Source organism: Deltaproteobacteria bacterium, from assembly GCA_020848905.1.
Classification (GTDB): domain Bacteria; phylum Myxococcota_A; class Polyangia.
On record JADLHG010000047.1, the window covers coordinates 20,487 to 45,130 of the forward strand.

At 71.7% G+C, this 24,644-nt stretch carries 16 protein-coding genes and 1 tRNA gene; 4 read left to right on the forward strand and 13 right to left on the reverse strand.

Annotation, left to right across the window (positions count from 1 at the left end; all coding sequences use genetic code 11):
- Positions 1-3: 3 nt before the first annotated feature.
- Positions 4-2,199 carry a glycoside hydrolase gene (locus tag IT371_22000; protein MCC6750354.1) on the forward strand — a complete coding sequence of 732 codons (2,196 nt, stop codon included), beginning with the start codon at positions 4-6 and terminating at the stop codon, positions 2,197-2,199.
- Here the strand turns inward: IT371_22000 and IT371_22005 are convergent.
- The 10 genes from IT371_22005 to IT371_22050 all read right to left on the reverse strand — a co-directional run bounded on the left by IT371_22005 (position 2,196) and on the right by IT371_22050 (position 17,036).
- The gene (locus tag IT371_22005) at positions 2,196-2,960 is read right to left on the reverse strand and encodes a TonB family protein (protein ID MCC6750355.1); all 765 of its coding nucleotides are present in this window, start codon (positions 2,958-2,960) and stop codon (positions 2,196-2,198) included. The genes IT371_22000 and IT371_22005 overlap by 4 nt on opposite strands.
- Positions 2,957-3,385, reverse strand: a complete 429-nt coding sequence (locus IT371_22010; protein ID MCC6750356.1) for a biopolymer transporter ExbD — start codon at positions 3,383-3,385, stop codon at positions 2,957-2,959. The genes IT371_22005 and IT371_22010 overlap by 4 nt, the downstream gene beginning before the upstream one ends.
- Complete coding sequence (locus tag IT371_22015) at positions 3,385-4,065, reverse strand: MotA/TolQ/ExbB proton channel family protein (GenBank protein MCC6750357.1); 681 nt, start codon at positions 4,063-4,065, stop codon at positions 3,385-3,387. Before IT371_22015 ends, IT371_22010 begins: the two co-directional genes overlap by 1 nt.
- 47 nt (positions 4,066-4,112) lie before the next feature.
- On the reverse strand, positions 4,113-6,572 hold the full coding sequence (locus IT371_22020) for a carboxypeptidase regulatory-like domain-containing protein (GenBank protein ID MCC6750358.1): 2,460 nt from the start codon (positions 6,570-6,572) through the stop codon (positions 4,113-4,115).
- A 197-nt stretch (positions 6,573-6,769) separates the two neighbouring features.
- Positions 6,770-7,522 carry a hypothetical protein gene (locus IT371_22025; GenBank protein MCC6750359.1) on the reverse strand — a complete coding sequence of 251 codons (753 nt, stop codon included), beginning with the start codon at positions 7,520-7,522 and terminating at the stop codon, positions 6,770-6,772.
- Positions 7,519-8,811 (reverse strand): hypothetical protein, encoded by a 1,293-nt coding sequence (locus tag IT371_22030; protein ID MCC6750360.1) that lies wholly within the window; start codon positions 8,809-8,811, stop codon positions 7,519-7,521. The genes IT371_22025 and IT371_22030 overlap by 4 nt, the downstream gene beginning before the upstream one ends.
- A complete protein-coding gene (locus IT371_22035; GenBank protein MCC6750361.1) occupies positions 8,799-9,422 on the reverse strand; it encodes a hypothetical protein in 624 nt (207 codons plus the stop codon). Before IT371_22035 ends, IT371_22030 begins: the two co-directional genes overlap by 13 nt.
- Entirely contained in the window at positions 9,388-14,838 is a 5,451-nt protein-coding gene (locus tag IT371_22040; protein MCC6750362.1) for a tetratricopeptide repeat protein, read from the reverse strand. Before IT371_22040 ends, IT371_22035 begins: the two co-directional genes overlap by 35 nt.
- A 204-nt stretch (positions 14,839-15,042) precedes the next feature.
- On the reverse strand, positions 15,043-15,453 hold the full coding sequence (locus IT371_22045; GenBank protein MCC6750363.1) for a hypothetical protein: 411 nt from the start codon (positions 15,451-15,453) through the stop codon (positions 15,043-15,045).
- Between the two features lie 80 nt (positions 15,454-15,533).
- Complete coding sequence (locus IT371_22050; GenBank protein MCC6750364.1) at positions 15,534-17,036, reverse strand: lipopolysaccharide biosynthesis protein; 1,503 nt, start codon at positions 17,034-17,036, stop codon at positions 15,534-15,536.
- Between the two features lie 159 nt (positions 17,037-17,195).
- Here IT371_22050 and IT371_22055 point away from each other — a divergent pair, with 159 nt between their 5' ends.
- From IT371_22055 to IT371_22065, 3 genes are all read left to right on the forward strand, one after another.
- The gene (locus tag IT371_22055) at positions 17,196-19,904 is read left to right on the forward strand and encodes a PAS domain S-box protein (protein MCC6750365.1); all 2,709 of its coding nucleotides are present in this window, start codon (positions 17,196-17,198) and stop codon (positions 19,902-19,904) included.
- A gap of 134 nt (positions 19,905-20,038) precedes the next feature.
- A complete protein-coding gene (locus IT371_22060; protein MCC6750366.1) occupies positions 20,039-21,001 on the forward strand; it encodes a hypothetical protein in 963 nt (320 codons plus the stop codon).
- Positions 21,002-21,115: 114 nt separating this feature from the next.
- The gene (locus IT371_22065; protein MCC6750367.1) at positions 21,116-23,485 is read left to right on the forward strand and encodes a PAS domain S-box protein; all 2,370 of its coding nucleotides are present in this window, start codon (positions 21,116-21,118) and stop codon (positions 23,483-23,485) included.
- A gap of 78 nt (positions 23,486-23,563) precedes the next feature.
- Here the strand turns inward: IT371_22065 and IT371_22070 are convergent, their stop codons facing one another.
- The 3 genes from IT371_22070 to IT371_22080 all read right to left on the reverse strand — a co-directional run bounded on the left by IT371_22070 (position 23,564) and on the right by IT371_22080 (position 24,538).
- Positions 23,564-24,016 (reverse strand): hypothetical protein, encoded by a 453-nt coding sequence (locus tag IT371_22070; protein ID MCC6750368.1) that lies wholly within the window; start codon positions 24,014-24,016, stop codon positions 23,564-23,566.
- Positions 24,017-24,051: 35 nt separating this feature from the next.
- Positions 24,052-24,136, reverse strand: a tRNA-Ser gene (locus IT371_22075).
- Positions 24,137-24,256: 120 nt separating this feature from the next.
- Positions 24,257-24,538, reverse strand: coding sequence for a hypothetical protein (locus tag IT371_22080; protein ID MCC6750369.1), 282 nt, complete (start codon positions 24,536-24,538; stop codon positions 24,257-24,259).
- Positions 24,539-24,644: the final 106 nt, after the last annotated feature.

Below are 24,644 nucleotides of genomic sequence, written 5' to 3' on the forward strand. Positions count from 1 at the left end.
CCCATGAGCTCCCGCCCTCCCGTCGAGCTCGCGCTCTTCTGGCACATGCACCAGCCGTGGTACATCGAGCCGGAGAGCGGCCGCCTCGCCCTGCCGTGGGTGCGCATGCACGCCGCGGGGGCCTACACCGACATGGCCGAACTGCTCCTCGAGCACCCCGAGGTGCGGGCGACCGTCAACCTCTCGCCCTCCCTGATCGACCAGATTCATTACTGCCTGGAGGGGGGGCGCGACGCCTTCGAGGAGCTCACCCTGCGCCCGCCCGGGGAGCTGAGCGACGAAGAGCGCCACGTCCTCGTGCGCAGCTTCTTCTCCGTCCACTGGGGCAAGGTGCTCGAGCCGATGCCGCGCTATCGAGAGCTCCTCGAGAAGCGCGGCCGCAACGTGCCGGCGCAGGGGTTCGCCGCCGCCGCGCAGCGCTTCTCCGATCGGGATCTGCGGGACCTCCAGGTGCTCTTCAACCTGGCATCCTTCGGCCACATCGCCCGTCGCCGCGACGAGGTGCGAACGCTGCTAGCGCGCGGAGGAGACTACCGCGAGGAGGACAAGGCGCTCGTCCTCTCCCTGCAACGCGACCTGCTCTCGCAGGTGCTGCCCCGCTGGCAACGCCTCGTGGACCGTCGCACGATCGAGCTCACGGCGAGCCCCTACTACCACGCGATCCTTCCCCTGCTCATCGACTCCAACGTCGCGCGCCGCGCGACCCCCGGGGTGCACCTTCCGGCGCGTTTCTGCGCCCCCGACGACGCCGAGCTGCAGATCCGCCGCGGCATCGCCCGCGTGCAGGACGAGTTCGGAGTCCGCCCGTCCGGCTTCTGGCCCTCGGAGGGAGCCGTGAGCCCCGAGACCGTGGAGCTCGCCCAGCGCTGCGGCGTGAGGTACCTCCTCTCCGACGAGAGCGTGCTCGGCCGCTCGCTGGACGACCGCCAGTGCACCCCCGGTCGCCGCTGCGCCTACCAGCCCTACCGCCGCGGCGAATGCGCGCTGGTCTTTCGCGACCAGCGCCTCTCGGAGCGCATCGCCAAGAGCTATTCGTCTACCGACGACGCGCGCGCCGCCGCTGCGGACTTTCTCTCCTGCGTCCTCGAGGCGGCCGACGCGGCGACGATCGAGACCGGGAGACCCCCGCTGGTCCTCGTCGCGCTCGACGGAGAGAACCCCTGGGAGGCCTATCCGGAACGAGGCACCCCCTTCCTCACGGCCCTCTACGAGGCGATCTCCACCGACCCGCGGCTCCGCACCGTGACGGTGCGCGAGCATCTGGAGCGCCATCCCCCCACCCTCGGCCTCGACTACCTGCACTCGGGTTCCTGGATCGAGGCGAACTTCACCATCTGGATCGGCGACCCGGAGACGAACCGCGCGTGGGAGCTCCTCGGACGGGCGCGAACGAGGCTCCAGGCCGCCGAGGAGAGCGGCGAGGAGAAGACCGAAGCTCTCGCCGCGGCGCGGGAGCACCTGCTGCGGGCCGAGGCCTCGGACTTCTTCTGGTGGCTCGGCGAGCCCTTCTTCTCCGCCGAGGACCCGATCTACGAGGCGCTCTTCCGCTCGCACCTCGTCGCCGTGTACGGCGCCCTCGGGGAGAGCCCCCCCGCCGACCTCCTGCGCCCCGTGTCGCAGGGCGGGGTGGTGGCCCCCGTCCGCCAGCCCTCGCGCTACATCCAGCCGCGCCTCGACGGCACGCGCACCTCCTTTTACGAGTGGCAGGGCGCCGGCCTCTACCGCGTGCCCCTCGCCGGGACGGACGCGCAGCACACCTCGTTCATCGCGGGGGTCTACTGGGGCTTCGACGCGTCCCAGCTCTTTCTGCGGTGCGACCCCGCCGCCACCCTCGAGGGCGCGACGGTGGACCTGCACGAGCTCGACCTTCAGTTCGAGCTCGCAACCCTGGATCGCACGCTCACCGCGCGAGTGATCTTTCGCCCGCGTCTCGAGGTGGAGCTCCACGAGGAACGCCGCGGGCAAACGCAGTCGCTCGGCACCTCGCACGAGGTGGCGTGCGCAGAGGTCATCGAGCTCGCCTTGCCGCTCGCCCGCCTCTCGCTGAACGCAGGGGCTCGAGCGGGCCTTTCGGTCCGGGTGGGGCGCCGGGGGGAGCCGCTCTCGCGCGTCCCCTTCCAGGGGGTGATCGAGGTCGAGGTCCCCGCCGGCGCGACGAGCGTGGACAGCCTGCCGGAAGATTTAGAGGGCCTGATCTAGAGGGTATGATCTAGAAAGAACCGTATCTTGAACCCGCGCACGCGTACCGCCACGGGACGGCCGTTCCGCTCCCCCGGCGAGAAGCGGCAGGCCTTCACCGCGGCCACGGCAGCCTCGGTGAGCCCCCGACCGAGCGACCGCACCACCACGACCTCCCGCGTGCGGCCGTCCTCCCCCACGACGAGATCCAGGACCACCGTGCCTTCGAGGCCCGCCTCGCGCGCCGCCTCGGTGTAGCGTCCGCTGCACTGCCCCCGCGGCAGCGGCAGCTTCGTCACGTCCTGCACGCCGAGGGGCGCCGGAGCGCCCGGACCCGCCCCGCGGCCTCCTCCGCCGCCGGCACCGGGCCTGCCCCGCCCCGCGTTCCCCACGGGCACGGCCGGGCCCTTGCCCCCCTGCGACGTCGAGCCCATCGAGACCCCGAAGGTCGGCGTCCCCTGCCCCTTAGCCGGCGCCGCGCTCTCCGCGGGCTTGGCCTGCTCGGCTGGCGCCGGCGTCGTGGCGACGAGGCGCCGCCTCCGCGGGCGAGGCTCCTTCGGCGGGCGGGGGGTCCGGGGCTCCGCCGGCTGGCGCGCCTCGACCACCGCGGGCTCCGGTGCCGGCGCGGCCTTCGCCGGCGCCTCGCGGAGCTCGACGCGCACGACCACGCGCGGGAGCGTCGGTGACGCGGGGGGCGGCAGGCGCGTCATCCCCCGAGCCAGCAGCACGTGCCCGAGCGCAGAGAGCCCGACAAAGAGGGCGAAGCGTCCGCCGTAGCTCATCGGGCGGGGGCCGGCGCCATCACGATGGCGGGGTCGATCTGGATCGCAAAGGAGGTCACTCCGAGCCTCTTCACGAGGTCGAGCACCCAGACCACGCGCCCGTGCGAGACCTCCTTGTCCCCGGCGACGATCACCTGGGCCTTGCTGTCCTTGGCGACCGCGCGCTTCACTGCCGCGCGCAGCGCCTCGGGCTCCACGGGGGCGCCGTCGAGGTGCAGCCGTCCGTCGCGCGTGAGCGTGACGATCAGGGTGGGGCTCTGCGGCGCGGTGCCCTGGGAGGCCTTCGGGAACTCCACCTCGATGGCCTTACGCGCGATCACGTGCGCCGTCAGCATGAAGATGATGAGCAGCACGAGCATGATGTCCACGAGGGGCGTGACGTTGATGTCGGTGATCAGCCCGCGACGACGCGTGGGGGCGCCCATCACTCGCCCTCCGGCGCGAGCGCCGCGACCCGCGGTGCGCCGGCCCGTTCCGTCTTCACGAAGGCCAGGATCCGATGCCCGAGAGCCCCCGCACCGGCCGCCGCCGTCTCCACGTGCCGCATGAGCCCGTTGTAGGCCGCCACGGCGGGCAGGGCCACGAGCAGGCCCACCCCGGTCGCCACGAGGGCCTCGGCGATCCCGGCCATCACGGCCTGCGTCCCTTGCGCGCTGTTCACGGACAGGTCGTGAAACGACCGCACGATCCCCAGCACCGTGCCGAAGAGGCCGACGAAGGGCGCGTTGTTTCCGAGCGTCCCGAGGAAGGCGAGCCCGCGCTCGTAGCGCAGGCGTTCGCTTTCCACGGCGGCGGCGAGGTGCTCTTCGATCGCCGCCGGCCCGTCGGCGGTGTGCTCGAGGCAGGCTCGGGCCACGGCCGTCTCCATCGAAGCCGGTCCCGCCAGGGTCCGCAACGCGGCCTCGGGGCCGGTGGCGCGCAGGGCCTTGAGCAGCTCCTCGCTCTGGCGCCGGGAGGCGCGCATCCGCGCGAAGAACCAGAGGCGTTCGAGCACGACGGCCACGGCCACCACGCTGAGCCCCAGAAGCAGCCAGAGCACCCAGCGCGAGCCCGCTCGCAGCATGAGGTCCAGGGCCTGCGCGTCGATCGATTGCGGATTGCTCACGGATCTGCCTCCTCGTCGTGATCGGTCGCCCTCGGGGTCCGTCGCTGCTAGAAGCGTCCTCTCACCCCGACGGTGGGAATGACGTAGCGGAGCGTCTCTCCCTGCAGGAGCTCCTCGGGGAGGAGCGCGACGTTCAGCAGGTCGATGTAGAAGTCTAACAGCCAGCCTCGCCAGGCGGCGCGCTTGTCGATCCGCAGGTCGATCCGCAGGTAGCCGTCCTGGCGAGCGGCGTTGTAGCCCGCCGTGCTGGTGGCCGGCTTGCCGCTCTGGTACTGCAAGCGCAGGCCGAGGTCCCAGCTCCGAGGCAGAGGAATCCCGACGACGAGGTTCAAGAGGTGGGTGCGGTCGAAATCGTACGGCGCCCATCCCGGATCCCGGCGCCGCTCCGAGCGCGAGAGCGTGTAGGAGAGCCACCCGTAGATACCGGTCCTCGACTGACGCCGGATGAGGAGCTCGAGTCCGTACGCGCGACCGAGGAGCGGCTTGACCAGCTCGTCTACGGCCTTCTGGGAGCGATTTGGCGAGGGCTCCGTCGTCGTGGGGAGCAGAGAGGTATTCGGTGCGGTGGTCAGGCTCTCGGGGTTGAAGGCCAGGTCGAAGATCGTCGGGTCGAGCAGGCTGAAGTACCCCTCCAGCCCGAGGCTGAGTCCCTGCGCGAAGGGGACCTCCAGCCCGAGACTCCCCTGGATGGAGCGCAGCAGCCCGAAGCGCAGCGGCATGGTGTCGAGCCCCGGCAGCGGCAGGACGAAGCGCGGCGGCTGGTGGTAGAGGCCGACCGACCCCTTGAGCCAGATCCCGTTCCGGTCGCTGTCGGCGGGCACGTCGGGGAGCGAGCGCCGGGCGAGCAGGTAGCGCACGGTGAGTCGCGGGTCGGCGGAGAGCTGTCGCGTGGCGCCGTCGTGGAGCAGGTCCCCGCGGAGGCCCGGACGGAAGAGCCACCTCGGCGAGGGTCTCCAGAGGACCTCGGCCAGCGCGCCGACGTCGTAGAGGCGCGTCAGGTCCTGGGTCAGGGCCGCGAGCGAGAAGTTCCCGAGGGTGGAGGCGGGAGGGGCCGCCTGCGAGAAGAAGTGGAGCGCTCCTTCGAGGCCGCCCACCAGGGTGAGCCGCGGACCGGGCCGAAAGGTCCACCGCGCACGCGGGTCCACGACCCAAGTCGTCACGTTCCCGCCCTGCCCTTCGCTGTGGTCGTAACCGAGGAGCAGCCGGTAGGCGCCGTCGAAGCGTCCCCGCCCGTGCTGCGCGCGGAGGTCCAGCCGGTGGAAGTTCAGGATCAGGGCCGGCTCGAGCGGCGGGTCGGGGTCAGCCGGGTCGGCGCTCGGCGAGACGGTGTCCAGCTCGTCGCGGGCGCCGTAGGCGAACACGGTCCACCCGTTGCGAAGGGTTCCCCCGTCGACGCGAAGCTGGTAGTCCCAGTACGAGAGCGAGGCCTGTTTGGTGGCCAGGCTCAGGATGAGCCCCGGGTAGCCGTAGCGCCCCGCCGCCGTGACGTTGAGGCCGAGCTTCGGGATGGGCCAGCGCACGAGCCCGCCGACGGCCATCAGGTTGAGGTCCACGTCGATGCGGCGCTCGTCCGGCCGCGCGCGCCGGGTCTGCCCGTCCACGATGCCGCCCGTGTAGCCGCCGTAGATCACGGGGGCGCCCCCGGGGAAGAACCGCACCTCGTCGATGAACTCGGGGTGCACCACGCTGGGACCGGCGAGCAGGTGGTAGAGCAGCGGCACCCGCGCGCCGTCGAGCAGGGTGCCCGTGGAGCTCGGGCTCGCCCCCCGCACCACCGGGAAGGGGACGAGGGAGATCACCGACGCGGTGCCGGGGAGGGTCTGGATCACGCGAAAGGGGTCGCCGAAGGTGCCCGGAACCTGCGTCAGCTCGGGGCCCGTGAGCGCGATGCGCGACACCTCCTCGCGGCGGCGCTCGCTGACCACGACGATCTCGTACGGATCGTAGCGCTCGCGTTCCACGAAGTAGGTCACGGCGATCTGCTGGCGCTCCGCGACGCGCTCGCGCTGGAGAAAGGGACGGTACCCCGAGGAATGCACGCGCACCGTGATCGCGCCGGCCGGGATGGAGAGCCGGAACCGCCCGCTGGGATCTGCCTCGGCCACGTACCGCCGTCCGCCCACCTCCGCGACCACGGTCGCGCCGCTGACGGGCGCGCGCGTACCCAGCTCCACGAGCCGCCCCCGGAGCAGCGAGGTCGGCGCGAGCCCCGCGGGCACGACCCCGCCCGAGGGGCGTGGCGGCGGCAAGAAGGTATGTGTGAAAGCAATCTGCACGCGCACCGGCTGCCCCCCGTAGCGTCCCGGCGCGAAGCGGAACGCACGAGCCGCACGCACCACCGCGTCGTCGAAGATGGGGAGCGATCGCGTCGCGAGGACCACCGCCTCCACGCGGCCGTCGACCCCGACCGAGATGGTGACCTTCACGACGACCGGGCGGGAGTGCGGCGGAGCCCCCGCGGGATAGGGGACCACGGCCGGGCGCAGCGGGCGCGGCGGCTCGAGCACAGCCGGCTGCGAGACGGGCTGCGAGCTGGGCTGCGAGGCCGGCCGTGAACTGGGTTGCGAGGCCGGCTGCGACCTCGGTGGATCGTCGGGAAGGGGCCGCGCCTGCGCGGTGGAGAGCCCCAGCAGAGACGCCACCGCGACGCAGAGGAGCCGACGATGAAGAGCCGGCGTGCGGCGGCACGTCCGACGAGGCCGCCTCAGCGCCACGCGATCACCCAGGCGAGCGAGAGGCCCAGGTGCGGCCACCACTGGCGCCGCACGATCGGGCGGGCGGTGTCCGGCTCGTCCCGCCCCGTGTCCGCGACGCAGCCCGTCCACTGCGCGTCAACGACGAGGGTGGGCCCCGTCGAGGAGCGTGGCCCGAGCACGAAGAGGTAGTCCGCGCGTACGAGCCCGGTCACGCCCACGCCACTGCAGCTCGGAAGCGGGGTCCGCGCGTCGGGGAAGGTGTACGACGCGTAGAGCGTGCCCGGCTGCGGGTCGGGGTTCGGACGCCCCGCGCGCCCCTCTACGAGACCCGCGAAGCCGATCCCCACAGAGAGGCTCAGGCCGCGCGCGACGTGCCAGGTCGGCTCGACCGTGCCCGCGAAACGGAGCCCCGAAACCCCGCCCGCCGCCCCGAAGGCGTAGAGGTACTGGAGCGAGCCGAGGAGGGACCACTTCTCGTCGAGGCGCACGCCGAGCCGGATGGTGGGGCCGACGAGGTTTCCGCTCGGCGCCCCGCCGAGGCCGACGAGCCGGCCGTAGCCGACTCCCAGGGCCACCCGAAAGCCAGGGCGCAACCACGCGGCCCGGTCGCTCTCGGTGGGGAGCGAGAAGCGGGGGGGCCCGTCCTCATCGGGCCTCGCCCGCGCCGGGAACGGCACCAACGACGCGCCGACGACGAGCGCGCACGCGGCGAGGCGGATCCGCGGGGCAGGGCGTGCGACCGCGTGAGCGCGGCGGATCATCGGCTTCGACAGATCCACGGCCACCACGAGGGCGGGTTCCCCGTGCGATCCCACTGGGGCGTCGCGCAGGCCGGGTCGTTGCGGCACCCCCGGAGCGTGTAGTGCGAGACGCTGCGACAGAGCTCCTCCGTCGGGCTGGCCACGACGAGCTGGACCCCCGGGGGCGCCGGCACCCCCCCGAGGCTCGGAAACCCGACGCAGGCCCAGACGCGATGGGGAAGGGTCGGGTCACGCGCGGGCGGCTCGCGGTAGGTCGTCGTTCCCCCCGAGTTCGACCCCGCGCACGCCACGTCGCTCAGGGTTTCAGGCGCCTGAAGGTCGATGGTCACGACCGTCTGTTCGGGAGCGACCTCGTCGCACCGCGTGGGGTCTACCGACGGAAGCCGCCCTTCGCGCGCCGCCGCGAGAGCCGCCTCGGCCGAAAAGCCGCCCGTGCGCAAGATCGAGTAGCCGAGCCGTGGCGGCGGACAGCCGACGCGCGGGTAGAAGGCCGCGCGGGCGTCGAACTCTCCCTCTCGAAACGCCACCCGCTGGTTGGGCCTGGTCATGGAGACGAAGCTCGCCCCGTAGACCTGGTCCTGCCCCCGGAGCGTTCCTCCGCCGACGCTGGGCCCGGGACCCGCCTCCGCCGAGCTCGCGTCACGCAGACCGGCGTCCACCGGACCGGCGTCCGTCGAACCGGTGTCCATCGAGCTCGCGTCACGCAGACCGGCGTCCGCCGATCCGGCGTCCACTGGACCGGCCTCGCGCGCGCCGCCATCTCCCGTCCCGCCGTCGGTCGCGGTACCCGACCCGCGCCCGGATCGCCGCAGCTCGAGCGTCCCGCTTCCGTTGCGATCTTCGAACACGACGAGCGACCCGTACGCCACGCGCGAGGTGACGTCTCCCACCATGATCTCCGTCGGTGGCAGTCCCATCAGCTCCAGCGTCGCGCGTCCGTCGGGCCCGAGCGCGACGCTCGGTCCCACGCGTGCCGGCACGAAGCGAAAGCTGTCCGGGCAGCCGGCCTTCACCACCGCCGCCGCGGAGAAGAACACCGGTTCGGGGGCCGACTCCGGCGGCAGAAAGCAGAACGGCTCGGGGCGCCACTGGCCGCCCCAGACCAGCGCGACGCGCAGCCGCGAGGCCAGCGACGGGGTGGCCAGCCGCCCGGAGACCTGCACCTGGATCCGTGCGAGCGGGGTCTCCCCGGCGGCCAGGGAGAGGAGCCTGTCGCAGCCGCCGAGCGCGAGGAGCCCCGCCCCGAGCACGACGACCACGGCGCGCCAGCTGCGCCTCACCGCTGCCATGCGATCCCCGCCCCCGCGAGCCAGCCAAAGCGCGCGGCCCCGTCGAGAAGGTGCAGCGACGGCCCACCGCTCACACTGAGACCGAACCCCGCCAGCAGCCGCAGCACCACCGTCGGCTCGAGCTCCAGCGCGGGAAGGAGCCTCCACGCCGAGGCGGTGAGCGCTTCACCGGTCAGGCCGGCCCGGTTCCCCTGGCTGCGCGTGCGCAGCTCGTGCACCAGCGTCCCCCCCACTCCCAGGCGCACCCCCACCGTCGCGCGCCCGAACGACCGCTGCAGCGCGCCGACCGCTCGCAGGCGAAGGTCGTCGTGACGCACCTCCCAGCTGGGCGTGAACTCCGTGGCCGTTCCCCACGAGACGCGCACCCCCCAGCAGAGCAGGCGCCCGCGCGTGTACGCCAGCTCCACGCCCGTCGTCATTCCCGTGGGCAACGCCGCGGGCAACGAGAGCAGCAGGCGCCCTTCCACGAGATGCGTGGGCACGGGGGTGAGCACGGCGTCGGGCGGCGTCGCACGACCGCGCCCGGGGACCCCGGCACCGACGAGCAGCGCGGCGACGAGACCGATCCGGCGCGACCTACTTCTGCAGGCTGTCCATGGCCTGCTGCGCATCGCGGGCGAGCTCCTCCGGCGGGTTGAAGGAGAGGTACTTGCGATACATCTCCACCGCGGGCCGCGGCATCGAGTTCGCCTCGTACACCTTGGCCAGGTCCAGATAGTATTCGCGATTCTTGGCGTCGAGCTCGACCGCCCGCCGGATCGACGAGATCGCCTCCTGCCCCTGCCCCTTCTCGTCGAGCAAGAGCCCCCTCCGGTGGTGCGGATCGGGGCAGCGCGGACAGACGCGCATCGCCGCGTCGTACTGCGCGAGCGCCTCCACCTGACTCCCGCCGTCCTGCTGGGCGCGTCCGAGCAGCACGAGGAGCTCCGCCTGCACGCGCGGCGGTCGCCGGTGCCGCTCGAGGAGCTTCACCGCCCGGACGAGGACACGCACCGCCGCCGGAAGCTTTCCACGACTCATCTCGAGCAGCCCCTCGGCGCTGAGCGCCTCCGGCGAGTCGGGGTGACGCGCCTCGAGCTCCCGCAGCGCCGATTGGGCCCCGGACACGTTGTTGTCCGCGTCGAGCTGCGCCCTGACGAGCAGCGACCAGGCCTCCGCGTCCCTCGGGATCGCGCGGGTCGCCTCCGCGAGCAAGGGCACCGCGGCCCGCGCATCGTACCGGCGCAGCGCGAGCCTCCCTCGGGCCAGCGCCGCGACCCCGGGCCGCGCCCCCTCCAGCCGGCGCAGTTCCGCCTCCGCCCCGCCGTAGTCCCGCTGCGCCGTGAGCACCTGGATCAGCGCCAGGCGCGCCTGCTCGTCCTTCGGCGCGAGGCGCAGCACCTGCTCGAGGTCGCTGCGCGCCTGCACGAGGTTCCACTTCTCGAGCTCGAGCTCCGCGAGCCGCTTGCGCGCCGCCACGTTCCAGGTGCTGGTGCGGGCCGCCGCGATCAGCTCGCGGTGTGCGGCCTCGTAGTTGCCATCGGCCGCGTACGCGTCTGCAAGCTTGAGTCGCGCCTCCATCGCGCCTCGATCCTTGCGGAGCGCCTGCTCGAACTTGTCGATCGCCGCCTTGGCCTGCCCCCGCAGCAGGTACGTCTCGCCGAGCGCCACCAGCAGACCGGCGCTGTCCGGATTGCTCGCGAGCAGCGGGCGCAGCACCCGCTCGGCCTCGTCGGCGCGGCCCTCCGCCCCCAGCACCTTGGCAAGGACGAGCGTCCCCTCGATCCCCGGGGCGACCTTGAGGGCCTGCTCGGCCTCCCTCCGCGCCGCAGGCAGCTCTCCGAGGAGCACGAAGACCTGCGCCCGCAGGAGCGTCGAGAACGGGAGGGCCTGCGCGCGCTGCAGCGCCTCGAGCGCCTCCCGAGCACGCCCCTGCGCCAGATAGACCTGCGCCAGGCGATAGTGCGGGTGCGGCCGTCCCACCATCATGGTGTCGGCCCGCCTCGCCGCCTGCTCGGCCTCGCTCAGCCGAGAGAGGTCGATGAGCAAGGCCGCCAGCGCGTCCTGAAAGACGGCGTCCTGGGCCGGCTCGTTGGCCTTGGCCTCCTTGAGGAAACGCTCCACCTGATCCGGTCGTCCCTTGCCGACCATCAAGCGGGCGAGCTGCAGGTAGGCCCAGCCGCGCTGGCCCCGCGACGCGAGGACGCGACGCTCTCCCTCCACGATCGAGACCAGGCGATTCTCCGCGGTCGACAGGTCCAGCCCGCGGGCCGCTAGCACCCGGCTCCGTCCGAGGTGCGACGCGACATGCTCCGGGTTGACCGCCAGGGCCTCGTCGTAGCGCTTGAGCGCGTTCTCGAGCTCCTCCTGCACCGCCAGCGCGTCGCCGAGAGCCGCGAGCGCCAGGACATGTCGCGGGTCGAGACGCAGCGCCTGCTGCAGGCTCTCGATCGCGGCTGCCGTCCGCCCCTGGAGCAGCGCCACGCGCCCGTCCAGGTAGACCAGCAACGCGCTCGACGAGAAGCGCGTACGCCCTTGCAGCGCCAGCTCGGCGGCCTCCTTGAGCTGCCCTTGTTGAAGTCGAAGGTAAATGCGCGCCGCGACGCGCTGCTCGTCCTGCGGCTCCCCCTCCACCGAGGGAGCTCGGAGGAGCGGCGGCGGATCGCCGAACTCCACCGGCACCGCCGCGTTGAGGTGGGCCGTGACGCCCGCCACGACTCCGTCGTCGGGACGACGACTCAGGATCTCGCCGAAGATCTGCGCCGCCGCGAGGTAGTCCCCCGCGTTGGCGTTCTTCAAGCGCACCACCGCCTCGCGCCGCTTGTGGTCGATGTCTCGACTCACGCGCATGTAGCGCACGAAGAAGCCGATCCCCACGGCCGCTGCGAGCACACCCACCGACCCCAAGAGCCAGAAGAGCCAGCGGTTGCTCCCCGGAGGACCGAGGAGCATGGTCAGGAACGACGTCGCTCCCTTCGGGTACGGGGGCGGCCTGGGCATGGCCGGGCGCCGCGCCTCCGCGCGACGACTCGGCGCCTTGGCCTTCGCCTTGGCCTTGGCGCGCGGAGCCGAGGCGGGGACCTGAAAGGGCTGCGACCCGCCGCCGAGCTCGTCGATCAGGCTATCCTCGGCGGGCGTCCGCGACGCGGGCCCCCCCTCGCGCCCGCGCCCCCGACCCGCCGACGCCGAGCGAGGCTTCGCGGCGGCCGGGTGACTGTCCACGTAGGCCGCCGAGCGACCCTCTCCGGGTTCGAGAGAGGCGGTGCGTTGCGGGTAGGGACGGCGCCCCGACTGATCCGCCGGCTCCAGCGCCAGCTCCTCCTCGTCGGGGTGTTCGGGCACGCTCACCGAAGGATGGCGTCGCACCTCGCGGCGCGAGTCGTAGTCCAGCTCCCCGTCGCGCGAGACGGAGTCCAGCCCGTACGAGTCCTGTCGGTCGTAGGGCGGCGCAGCCTCTCCGGGCCCGGCGAAGCTGTCCGAGAGCTCGCCGTGCGCTTCGTAGCGGCGTTCGGGAGCCGAGCGGTCGACGCGGGCGGCGGGCGGAGCGGCCTCGGCGAAGCTGGACGCCGAGTTGCCACGGTCCGACGCGGCGGGCGGCTTCCCCCCGTCCGCGGGGCCGAGGTAGGTGGGCGCGGGGCGATAGACCTCCGAGGTGTAAGGGTCCAGCTCGACGGAGATGTCGCCCTGCGACGGCGCGGAGGACACAGGCTGGCGCTCCACCCGCGGCGCGGAGCCCGGATACCCGACCGGTAGCTTGCCCCCCTCTGCCGGGCCGAGAAAGGTCGGCGGCGGCGCGTACGGCTCGTCGAATCGGTCGGGCGGCGCGTCCACACTGTCCGGCAGTGCATCGAAGGCCACGCGCGTGAACGCGTGCTCGTCGGTACCCGGCGGCAACGTCTCGTCGGAGCGCGCGACGAGCTCGGGCGGCGCCCCGACCGCGCCCGTGGGTGGAGGAACGGGCGGCATATGCCCCGGGTAGCCGGGCGCCGCAGGCAGCGCCGAGAAATCGGCCGAGAGCTCGGCCGAAACGGGCAACGGATCGTCGTCGTGCCCCGCTCCACCGAACGCCACGCGTCCGACCGCATCGCTGTCGGGCAGCTCCTCGTCCCACCCGTCGCCTTCGTCCGCGTCGGGTGGCGCGTGGGAGTCGCGTCCCCCGAAGTGTCGGTCGGCGTCTGGCGCGTCCTCGTCGACGGAGTCGAGCTCCGGCGCCTCGCGCTCCTCCGAGCTCGGCAGCTCGTGGAAGCCCTTGCCACGGCCGAGCGCCTCCGCGGCCTTCAGATCGAGGGCGGCCGTCTGCTCGCCCGGGCGCCGAGGCGAGCCGATCCCACCACCTCCACCCGACTCGAGCGCCCGCCGCGTCGGCGAGGCCGGCGCGTCGGGGCCCCGCGCCTCGTTCCCCCCGATGATGACCGACGGCGCCGAGGGGAACTCGGCCTTGAACCCCGGGCGCGCCGTCGCCGGCGACAGAAGCCCCGCCGCCCTCAAGGCCTCCAGGTTCCGCGGCACGACCGTCGGTTCGTACGTCCCCTCGTCGGGGAGGTCCTCGTGAAACTCGACCGGCGGCGGCGCCCCTACGGTGGCGAGGTCCTCGGGCTCCTCGTCGACGGGAGGCGGCGTATTTCGTCGATGTCCCTCGCGCGTGGCGCCCGCGCGCAGCAGCGCGTCGTCGGCATCCTCGTCGAGATCGTCGTCGGCGTCCTCCTCCGCATCCTCCACCTCCTCTTCGGCGGGGTTCACCTCGTGGCCGTCCCAGACCTCGGGGGGCGAGAGCAGCTCGTCGGAGCGCTCCAGGCTGCCGAACATCGGCGTGGCCACCCGGGCGAGCAGGGCCGCCGTCTTCCGCTGCCCCAGGGCACGCGCCACCTGAGCCATCGCCTCCTCGGGCCCGGCCTCCACCGTGGAATGCCCGCGCGAATCCTTGCGCGCCATCTCCTCGAGGTCGGTCTCTCGCGTGACATTGATCGACGTGCCCGCCCGCCCGTCGCGCAGGCGCGCCATCACGCTCGGCGTGGGCTCCACCTGCCGCGTGGGTCGCGGCCCGAGGGGCGCGTGCTCGTCGCTGTCGGGAAGCGCCGCGAGGCTCTCGCCCGTCGAGAGAGGCAGCTCGTCCCCGCTGGCGCTCGACCGCGCCGCCGCCCCGCGATCGGCGAGCGCCGCGTGCTCCGTGTCGCCCCGCACGTCCTCCCGGATGCGGCCTCTCAGCCCCTCGCGCAGCGTCTCCTCACCCCAGTCCACGGCAGACTGCGAACCGGTCAGCGTCCCGCCTCTCGCCGGCGGAACCCACGGCGCGGTGCCCAGGTCCCCGTCGTAGTCCTCGACCTCTCGCCCGGCGCGCGTCAGCCCCGTGTCGATGACTCGCGCCCCGGTCCCTCGCCCGCGTCCGCCGCCCAGCGGCTCCGCGACCGTGTAGCGGTCCCGGTCTCCCGCCGGCCGTTCGTCGCCGGTTCGTCGAGGTTCCTCCTCGACGTCGGTCCCCTCGTCGTCGTCGTCGTGGTCGTGGTCCTCGTCGTCGTCCTCGTCGACCGGCTCGCTCGCTGCGCGCGCCGGCACCCCGCCCCGGATCCCCGTGCGGACCTGCTGCGCCCGCGGCGCGGGATAGACCTTCGTATCGGTGTGGCCCCCCACGAGCGGCCCGGACTGGTCCTCCAGGCTCGCATCCGCCTCGTCGAGGAGCTTCAGCACCTTCTCGTTGTGCGGATCGAGCTCGTGCGCGACCTCGAGCGCCTCTTTCGCCCGCCGTGGGTCGCCCGCGTGGAGCAGCGCCTCCCCCTTCAGCAGGTGAGCCATCGGATGGTCCGGTTCGAGCTCGAGGGCCACCCGCATCTCGGCGAGCACCTCCTCGTGCCGTCCGAGTGCCATGAGCGCCATGGCCAGCACCAGCCGGCCTTCGACGTAGGTCGGATGCGCGAGCAGCCCGAGACGGCAGATCTTCACCGCCTCCTGGTACTGCCGACGAACGATCGCCACCTTCCCGCGCTGAACGAAGTCGGCGGAGGCGTTGTCTCCCGACGGCGGTCCGGCGGCTGGATTGTCGGGCCGGGCCAACGAGCCCTCCTCGAGCGCGACCGCTGCCCCGGGCAGACATCGCACGCACGAGCCACGCCGCACCCTGCGGCGGCTCGTCAAGATGCATCGTCCCCCCGAAAGCCCACGTGAGGTCCGGAGGGCGAGACGCGGTAAATTTCTTTGAATTTTACGGGATCCGAGGCGGCCCGGTCAAATCGCGCGGCGCGGCGTGGGATCGCCGGGTCAGAGCAGCGGGAAAGGTGCGCCCCGGAGCCACCGCTGGTCGGCCAGGCGCCACTCCCCCTTCTCGAGGGTCCAGGTCTGCTGGATGACGCTTCGCCGCAGGCGCGCCTCGCGCAGCTCGTACCAGTCGAAGCGCACGGTGCTCAGCGCGCGGTCCACGCTCAACACCTGCACCGCGTCCACCTCGGCGTCGGTCACCTGCAGGTCGGGGTGGCCTGCCCTCCGAGCCAGGATCCGTTGCCCGTGCGAGCGGGACAGGTAGCGCACCACGAGCTCGGGCCGTCCCCACCGCACCCCGTCGCTGTATTCGAGCACCGCGTCGAGGAGGGAGGCCTTGCGATTCGCCGCGCTCTCGCAGCCGCCGGCGACTCCCGCCAGCAGGTAACAGAAGAGCAGAGGTGCGCGGAACATGCGTCGAGCCTAGGCCGCCTCACCCATCCGGCGCAATTTTTCGCGTGCGCGCTCTTCCCCCCGGCGCTCCGGGGGAGGGGCTAACCGCCGCGACGGAGGATCTTCCGCACGCGGGCGAGCTCCTCCGAGCCGAGCTCCCGGAGCAGTACGAGCGTCGCGAGGTAGGCGGCGAAGACCACCAGGCACTCGCCGATCGTCACCAGCTTGGAGACCTCGGGGATAAGCCTTCCGACCCCGAGCCCCACGGCCGTGGCCGCCAGCACGCGCAGAAAGGTGAGCCACGGGATCCCGGACTTGAAGGCCCGGTAGAGCAGCGCGGCGGAGAGCACCGCTCCGAGCGCCATGGCTCCGGCGGAGGCCGCAGCGGCGAGAGCCAAGGCTTCCCGGGCCGAGGCCGCGCGCGGCACGAGCGCCCAGTTGGCTGCGGCCGCGGCGACGAGCGTCACCACGCCGGAGAGGAGCGCCGCCCCCGTCTTGCCCGCGCCGTTCAGGATGGTGTTCACGATCGTGAACATCGAGAAGCAGACCATCCCCGCGGCGAGCAGGCCGAGCCCAAGGCCTGCCTGGCGGTAGACCGCCTTGTAGGGGACGTTGATCACCGCCTCGGGATTGGCCATGAACACCACCCCCAGGCCGGCGCAGAAGACGAGCGAGAGGCGCAGCGTCTGGCGTACGTAGCTGCGGGTCTTCTCCACGTCCTGTTCGAAGGTGGAGCGGGAGACGAGCGGAAAGATCACGAAGGCCACCGCCAGGATCGCCTGGTATGGGATGAACGCCAGGGTCTGCGCCGCGCCGTAGTAACCGGTGAACGCCGAGGCCACCTTGGCCGGGTCCGCGAGGCCCTGGCCCGCGGCCCACGCGCCGACGTACCGCTTCAGCATGAAGAGGTCCACCCGCATGGTGAGATTCAGCGCCGCCGTATAGAGGAAGAGCTGGACCAGATAGCCCACGAAGCGACCCGGCGGAAAGCGCTCCTGCGTGCGCGGGAGCCCGACCCACCCCGCCGCGAGCACGAGGAAGCTCCCCGCCGCCGCGACGAAGCCGCCGACGGCCCCCCAGACCCCCCAGCCGAGCAGCGCGAACCCGCAGATGAAGGCCATGCGCAGCGTGGCGAAGCCCACGTCCAGGCTGGCCTGGCGCGCGAACATGCGCCGCCCGTTGCAGGAGCCGACGAAGACGGCGTAGAGCGCGTAGCAGAAGACGATCCCCGCCGAGAGGCGGAAGAGGCCCGTCAGGCCGGGGTCGTTCTCCCAGCGCGCGATGAGCGGCGCCGCCAGCGCGTAGAGCGCCGCGACCCCGCCCCCGAGGAGCAGGAGCACCTTCAGCGCGGCCGCCTTCACGGCCTCGGCGCGCGTCTCGTCCTCGGCGGTGAACTTGCTCACCCCCTGGATCGTGCCGGTGACGATCACGTTGTCGATCACCGAGACCAGCCCGATGACCAGCACGTAGTCGCCGAAGGCCGCGTCCGAGTGCAGGAGCCGGGGGAGCAGGAAGTAGATCACGTACCCCGCCGCCATGAAGTAGAGCTTGGCGAAGGAGATGTAGAGCACGCCGCGACCGGCGCTCGTGGAAGCCTCGGGCATGGGTCGCATCCCTACACGATGCGGCCGGGGATGACAAGGCGCCCCGCCCCAGGAGCCCGCGAAAGGCTCGCCAGCACGGCACCTTGCGGCGCGAACGCCGCGACCGGCGTTTCTCCCTACAGCTTCGTCGCCGCGAGCCGATGGAATAAGGGCATCTGTGTGCCCGCGAGACGGGGGGGACGGGGTCTCTTGACCGACTACACGAACGTCGTGTCCCGGCTGTCCGCTTTCTCCGACCCGGCCGCGCTGTTCGCCGCCTTGCTGGGCGGCACGCCCGTCCCGACGCTCATCTGCGGGCCGGACGGCGAAACCCTGCTCGTCACCCCGTCGCTCCCGAGGGTCCTCGGGTGGACGCCCCCGCCGGGACACAACCTGGCCCGCGACGGCATCCCGGGGCTGCCTCCCGTGGGCGACCTCTTCGCCCGCTGCCTGGCAGACGGGACGATCCCCCTGCCGCTCTGCGGCTACGACCGGCCGGAACGCGAGGGCGCCCCCACCGAGCGGCTCGCGCTCGAGGGGTACATGATGAGGGCGCAGTCGGCCACCGGCGAGACCGTGGCCGTCGTCGTCATCTACCGCGACGTCACCGAACGCCTCAGGGAGCTGCACGCCGTCCGCGCCGCGGAGACGCAGCTTCGCACCGTGGTGAGCCACGCACCGGTGGTCCTTTTCGGCCTCGACCGGGCGGGGAACGTGACCTTCGCCGACGGCCAGGGACTCGACGCGATCGGCCTGCGAGGCCACGAACTCCTCGGACGGTCGGCCGTCGAGGCGGTGCGCACGCTCCCCCCCGAGGCGGGCGTGCTGCTCCGTCGCGCTCTCACCGGACGCGAGGCCGCGTGGAGCGGCGCCGTCGCGGGACGGGTCTTCGACCTGCGCCTCTTCCCCCAGTGCGACTCGCACGGCGCCCTGTCGGGCGTGCTCGGCCTGGCGCAGGACGTGACCGAGCGGCACCGGGCGCAGGAGGCCGCCGAGGCGCGAGAGCGGCGCTTCCGGGCGCTCGTGGAGCACGGCGCCGACGTGATCACGCTGCACCGCGAGGACGGCACGATCCTCTACGCCTCGTCCTCGGTGAGGCACGTGCTCGGCTACGAGGTCGACGAGCTCGTCGGACGCCACCCGACGGAGTTCCAGCACCCGGAGGACAGGCTCCACGTCGAAGCCCAGGGGGCGCGCATGCTGCAGAGCCCCGGCGTTCCCGTGACGGCGCGCTACCGGGTGCGGCGCAAGGACGGCGCCTGGCGCTGGATCGAGGGACGTGCCACGAACCTGCTTCACGACCAGGACGTCCGCGCCGTGGTGGTGAACCAGCACGACGTGACCGAATCGCACGAGGCGCAGGCGGCCCTCGTCGAGCGGGAACAGATGCTCGAGGACGCGCAATCCTTGAGCCTGATGGGCAGCTTCATTTCCAACGCCGAGGGTCGATTCCTCAGCGCCTCACCGAGCCTCTACCGCATCCTCGGCCTCCCCGAGAACACGCCCCTCTCCTTCGCCACGATCATGCAACTCATCCACCCCGACGACATCCCGAGCGCCGTCAGCGCGCGAGAGCGGGCCCTCGCCACGCGCGAAGGCTTCGACCTCGAGCACCGAATCTATCACCCCGACGGCCGGGAGCGCTGGATCCGGGTAGTCACGAAGATCATGATCCCGCCCGGAGGTCAGGCCACGTACGCGCTGGGCACCGTGCAGGACCTCACCGACCGCAAGCAGCTCGAGGCGCAGCTCGTGCAGAGCCAGCGCATGGAGGCCGTGGGGCGGCTGGCGGGAGGGATCGCGCACGACTTCAACAACGTGCTCTCGGCCATCAGCGGTTTCGGCCAGGTGGTCCACGACGCGCTCGGCGAGCACGACCCGCTGCGCGAGGACATGGCCCAGGTCCTGGAGGCCTCGGAACGGGCAGCTCAGCTCACGCGCCAGCTCCTCGCCTTCAGCCGGCGCCAGGTGCTGCAGCCCCAGGTGCTGGACCTGAACGAACGCCTGCCCGAGATGAGCCGCATGCTCCGCCGCATCATCGGCGAGGACGTGGAGCTGGAGCTGAAGCTCGCCCCCGGCACCGCGCCGATCAAGGTCGACCCCGGCCAGCTCGAGCAGGTCGTCGTGAACCTGGCGGTCAACGCCCGCGACTCCATGCCCGACGGGGGCCTCCTGACGGTCGCGACCGAGGAACTGCCCGCCCGGGCCGCCGACGCGACGCCCGGCCTTCGGGCCGGCTCGGAGCGCCGGATCCTCCTCCGCGTCACGGACAGCGGCAGCGGGATGGACCGAGCCACCATCGAGCGCGTCTTCGAGCCCTTCTTCACCACCAAGGGGCTGGGCCAGGGGACGGGGCTCGGCCTCTCGACGGTCCACGGCATCGTGGAGCAGAGCGGCGGGAACATCACCGTCGAGAGCGAGCAGGGGATCGGCACCACCTTCCGGATCGTGCTGCCGCGCACCGACGAACCGCTGACCGCCACGGCCATCCATCCCGTCGCGCCGGGGCGCAAGGAGAACCACGAGACGCTGCTCGTCGTCGAGGACGACGACGCCGTACGGCTGTTCGCGCGCCGCTGGCTCCGCCAGGCGGGCTACCGCGTGCTCGAGGCGCGAAACGGCGGCGAGGCGCTCCTGACGATCGAGCAGCACCCAGGCCCGGTCCACCTGCTCATCACCGACGTCATCATGCCGCGCATCAGCGGCAAGCAGCTGGCAGAGCGCCTCCGCGCCGCGCGCCCGGGACTGAAGGTGCTCTACATGTCGGGCTACTCCGACGAGGTCATCGCGCACCACGGCGTCCTCGAGCCGGGGGTCCTGCTGCTCGAGAAGCCCCTCTCCGGCCCGGCCCTCGAGCAGAAGGTGCGCGAGGCGCTGCGCACCACGTGATGGCGCCGACTCCCGGCAGCACCCGGCCGCTCCCTCCCCGTTCGCTCTTCCCCGGCCACCCATGCGGCGTGGTAACGTCCGATCCGGGTGTTCTGGTCGAGGGGGGGCCAGGAGCACGAGGAGGAGCTCTTCCCATGCTCAGGCTTCCCCACGCACCGCGGCCCCGGCCGGTCGAACGCGCCCGGCTCGGGCGCCTGGTGAAGGCCGGTTTCTTCGCCTTCGGCATCCCGGACCACTCGTTCTGCTCCGTCGACGTGACCGCCCGCTGTCCCCTGCGCTGCGAGCACTGCTACTTCTTCGAGCAGGGCTACGACAAGCGAGACGAGCTCTCCGTGGAGGGCTGGGTCGCGCTGATGGAGCGGCTCAAGCGCGAGGCCTGGCCGCGCCCCTACTACGCCTTCCAGTGCAGCTGGGTGGGCGGCGAGCCGCTCGTGCGCCGGGAGGTCGTGGAGCGCTGCCGGCGCTACTTCCCGTACAACATCGTGGTCACGAGCGGCACGATCCCGCTGCCCAGCTGGCCCGACGTGCACTTCTTCATCTCCATCGACGGAACCGAGGAGGTGCACGAGAGCATCCGCGGCAAAGGCACCTACGCGCGGAGCAAGGCGCACGCCGACCGCCCCGACCTGAACGTGATGGTCACCTACTGCGTCAACCGCCGGAACGCCCACTGCATCGAGGAGTTCATCCGCGAGTGGGACGCCACCTCGGTCCGGCACGTGATGTTCGAGTTCCACACCCCGATCCGGGGACTCCAGGCCGACGGCGACCTGGCGCTGACCCTCGCCGAGCGAGACAGCGTGCTCGACGAATTGCTCGAGCTCAAGGAAGCCTACGGGCACTTCATCCTCGCTCCGCCGCGGGCCTACCGACTGATGAAGCGCGACGCCTGCCGCTCGGTCACCGACGCGTGCATCTACCGCCGGGCGGCCGCGGTCTTCGGCCCCGACGGCGAGCGCAAGACCCCGTGCATGCTCGGCCCGAAGGCCGACTGCGACCGCTGCGGCTGCATCATCCCGTTCATCACGCGCGCGCAGGTCGACCGCCGCGAGGTGCTACGGGACGTGGTCGGCGACCTGCGGAGAGCCTTGCTGTAGCGCTCCTCGCGACCCGGGCGGCGAGCGCAGGCCCCTGCTCGTCGCCCTTTGGGACCTCTGCTATCCCTTGGGGCGATACGTGACCTTCGGGGGAAGGGGCGCCGGGAAGGGCTTATGGACCGCGAAGCGCTGCTGCGCACGATCGGCGAGGAATTCGAGGATCCGTACGGTCTCCACGAGATCCTCTGGATTCGCACCCCCGTGGCCGTCCTGCTCTGCCGGCCCGACGGCGAGGTCCTCCTGGCGAGCGGCGGCTACGCGCGCCTCTTCGGGGCGAGTCCCCCGCCCGGGATGAACCTTCGGCGGGACGGCGTAGCGGGGCAGGGCTCCGAGGAGGCCACCTTTGCCGAGGCGATGCGCACGGGCGTGGCCTACCTGCACGCCAGCTGGTACGAGCGGCTCGACGCCGAGGGACACCCCTCCGCGCCAGCCGGTCGCCTGGCCGTGGAAGGCTACGCGCTGCGCATCGACGGTGGCCGTGGGGGACGGCAACACGTCCTCGTCACCCTGCGGGACGTGACCGACCGCCTGCAGGACATCGTCGAGAGACAGCGCATCGCCGACGAGCTCGCGGCACGCGAGAGGCATTTTCGCGCCATCGCCGAGCAGGGGAGCGACGCCGTCTACCTGACCGGCGCGAACGGCACGATCGGCTGGGCCTCCCCGTCGGTGGAGCACATGCTCGGCTACCGCCCGGACGAGCTCGTCGGCCGTCACGCGGCGGAGCTCGGCCACCCGGACGATTATCCGGCGATGCTGGGCGTGCTCCCCACGCTCCTCGGCCAGCCGGGCACGCCGGTCACGGCGCGCTACCGCATCCGGCACAAGGAAGGGCGCTGGATCTGGGTCGAGGCGCGGATGGTGAACCTCCTCCACGACCCCACGGTCCACGCGCTGGTGGCGAGCCACCGCGACGTGACGGCCGAGCACGTGGCCGTCGAGCAGCTCCGCGAACAGCAGCGCATGCTCGAAGAGGCGCAGGCCGTGGCGCACATCGGCAGCCTCGAGATCCGCGAGGACGAACTCCCGCTCGTGCGCTGGTCCCACGAGGCCTTCCGCATCTTCGGTTTTTCGGAGGAGACCCCGGCCACCTACGACCGCGCGCGGAGCGCCATTCCCAAAGAGGACTGGAAGGCCCTCGGCGAGGCCTTCGCGGCCACCTGGAGCGACGGCCGGCCGATCGACCTCGAGCACCGCGTGCTCCGCTCCGATGGCACGCTCCGGTGGGTGCGGCTGAAGACGGCGATCCCCGAGGGCGGCGTCCCGGGGCGACGGCGCCTCACGGGCACGATCCAGGACATCACGGAGCGCAAGCAGCTCGAGGCCCAGCTGCTGCAGGCGCAAAAAATGGAGGCCGTGGGGCAGCTCGCCGGCGGCGTGGCGCACGACTTCAACAACGCGCTCTCGGTCATCCTCGGCTTCGGGGGCGTGATGCTCGCCGAGCTCCCCGCGGACAGTCGGCTCCGAGCCGACCTCGACCACGTCCTCGCCGCCGGCGAGCACGCGCGCGACCTCGTGCGGCAGCTCCTCGCCTTCAGCCGGCGGCAGGTGCTTCAGCCCATCGTGCTCGACGTGAACGAGGCGATCTGCGAGGCGGACCGGATGCTCGCCCGCACCCTCGGCGAGAACGTCCACGTCAAGCTCGCCCTCGCCCCCTCGCTGGCCCTGGTCAAGGTCGACCCCGCGCAGCTCACGCAGGTCGTGCTGAACCTCGCGATCAACGCGCGCGACGCGATGCCCGAGGGAGGCCTGCTCACCATCGAGACCGCGAACGCGCATCTCGACGCCGAGTACGCGCGGCAGCACCCCGAGCTCACCCCGGGGGACTACGTCCTCATCGCCGTCACCGACACGGGGATCGGCATCGCTCCTGCCGTGCGGGACCGCATCTTCGAGCCCTTCTTCACCACCAAGGCCAGCGGGAAGGGGACGGGGCTCGGGCTCTCGACGGTCTACGGCATCGTGCGCCAGAGCGGCGGTCACATCTGGGTCTACAGCGAGCTGGGCCAGGGAACGACCTTCAAGATCTACCTCCCCGTCACCGACGAGCGCGCCCGCAGCGCGGTGGCGAGCGAGACGCCCCTCGAGGGGCGCCTGGGCGGCACGGAGACGGTGCTCGTCGTGGAGGACGAGCCCGGCGTGCGCGAGTTCGTGCGGCGCGCCCTCATGCAGCACGGCTACCACGTCCTCGAGGCGCCTCACGCCGAGGCAGCCATGGCGCTGATGCACGAGTACCACGGTCCGGTGGACCTCTTGCTCACCGACGTGGTGCTTCCGGGCCTGAGCGGGCGCCACCTCGCCGTCTGGCTCGCCGAGCGACGGCCCGACCTGCGCGTGCTCTACATGTCGGGCTACACCGAGGACACCATCGTGCACCGGGGCGTGCTCAACGGGGGGGCGCCGTTTCTCGAGAAGCCCTTCCTCTCGGACACGCTCGCCCGCCGCGTCCGGCAGGTCCTGGACGCTCCCGCCCGCGGCGCGTGAGCGTCCGGCGCGAGCTCCGGGCCCTCGCGGGGCCGCAATAGCTCGCCTTGCCCCGGGAGGCCCTCACCTCTCGCAGCCTCAGCGTTTGACGGCCTCGGCGCTCCAGGCGTCCATCCCCACCTTGTAGCCGAATTGCGCGCTGAAGTAGTCGGCGTTGATCGTGCCCTTGAGGGACCGCGAGCCCGTCAGGAAGAGCTCGAAGTGGCCTTTGGCGACAATGCCGAGCCCCGTGTTCACCTGGATGTCGAAGGTCGCGGTCGTTCCGACGATCCGCCCCGGCACAGTCCCTTGATTCCCCGTGAGGCTGGCCTGGTCGAGCGTCCCCGCGATGGTCCACGCGTCGGCCCGAATGTCCCCCTCCTTGTACTGGGGGTTGACGGGGCTCGACCCGGCCACGAGCTTGGTGTTGACGTCCCAGACGCCGAAGAAGTCCTCGGGCTTGCCCGTGCCCCCGCACGCGACGAACAGCGAGATGAAGAACGCCGCGCACGCGACCGACGCGAGAAGGATCGCTCCGCGCGCGACGCGCATCGCCTCACCCCAGCGGGCCCCGAAGGGCTGATAAGCGTCCCCAACGGGATTCGAACCCGTGTCGCCGGCGTGAAAGGCCGAATTTGTCCATGCTTTCCAGTCGTTAAATAACATTGGGGCATAGTGCCCCACTTTGCAAGCTGGCTATTTCTCACACTTTTTTGAAACGGCTGGACAAGGTTTGGTCAACGGCTGGCGGGGCTTCCTGCTACGGCTTTTCGGTGGGGCGGCTTACTGTTCCTAGTAGCCCAAAAGCAGAAGAATGGCGAAACCAAAAGCCATTAGCATACATATATCAACTATCTGCCATCGCTTCTCTTTCGCTTCCTCTATACTCAGTTGGGGCTTTGGTTGTTCCTGCTCTGGTAGGTTCCGCTTTAGTTGCCGATTTAGTGCCCGCCATTCGCCATACGAGAAGGGTTCTAAGTTTTTCGCACGGCAATGATAGGCGTGCATTTCCCATTCCAAAAACTCAACAAGCTTTTCCGCCTCTGCTATTTCCGCTTTATCTTTTTCACTCATCCCCATTCTAGCACGCACACTTGGCAATGCAGAATATTATCGCAATTAAGAATAGTAGCCCTGCTAGGCTACTGCAATCTTCGCAGTGTTTGTTATTCATAGTTTC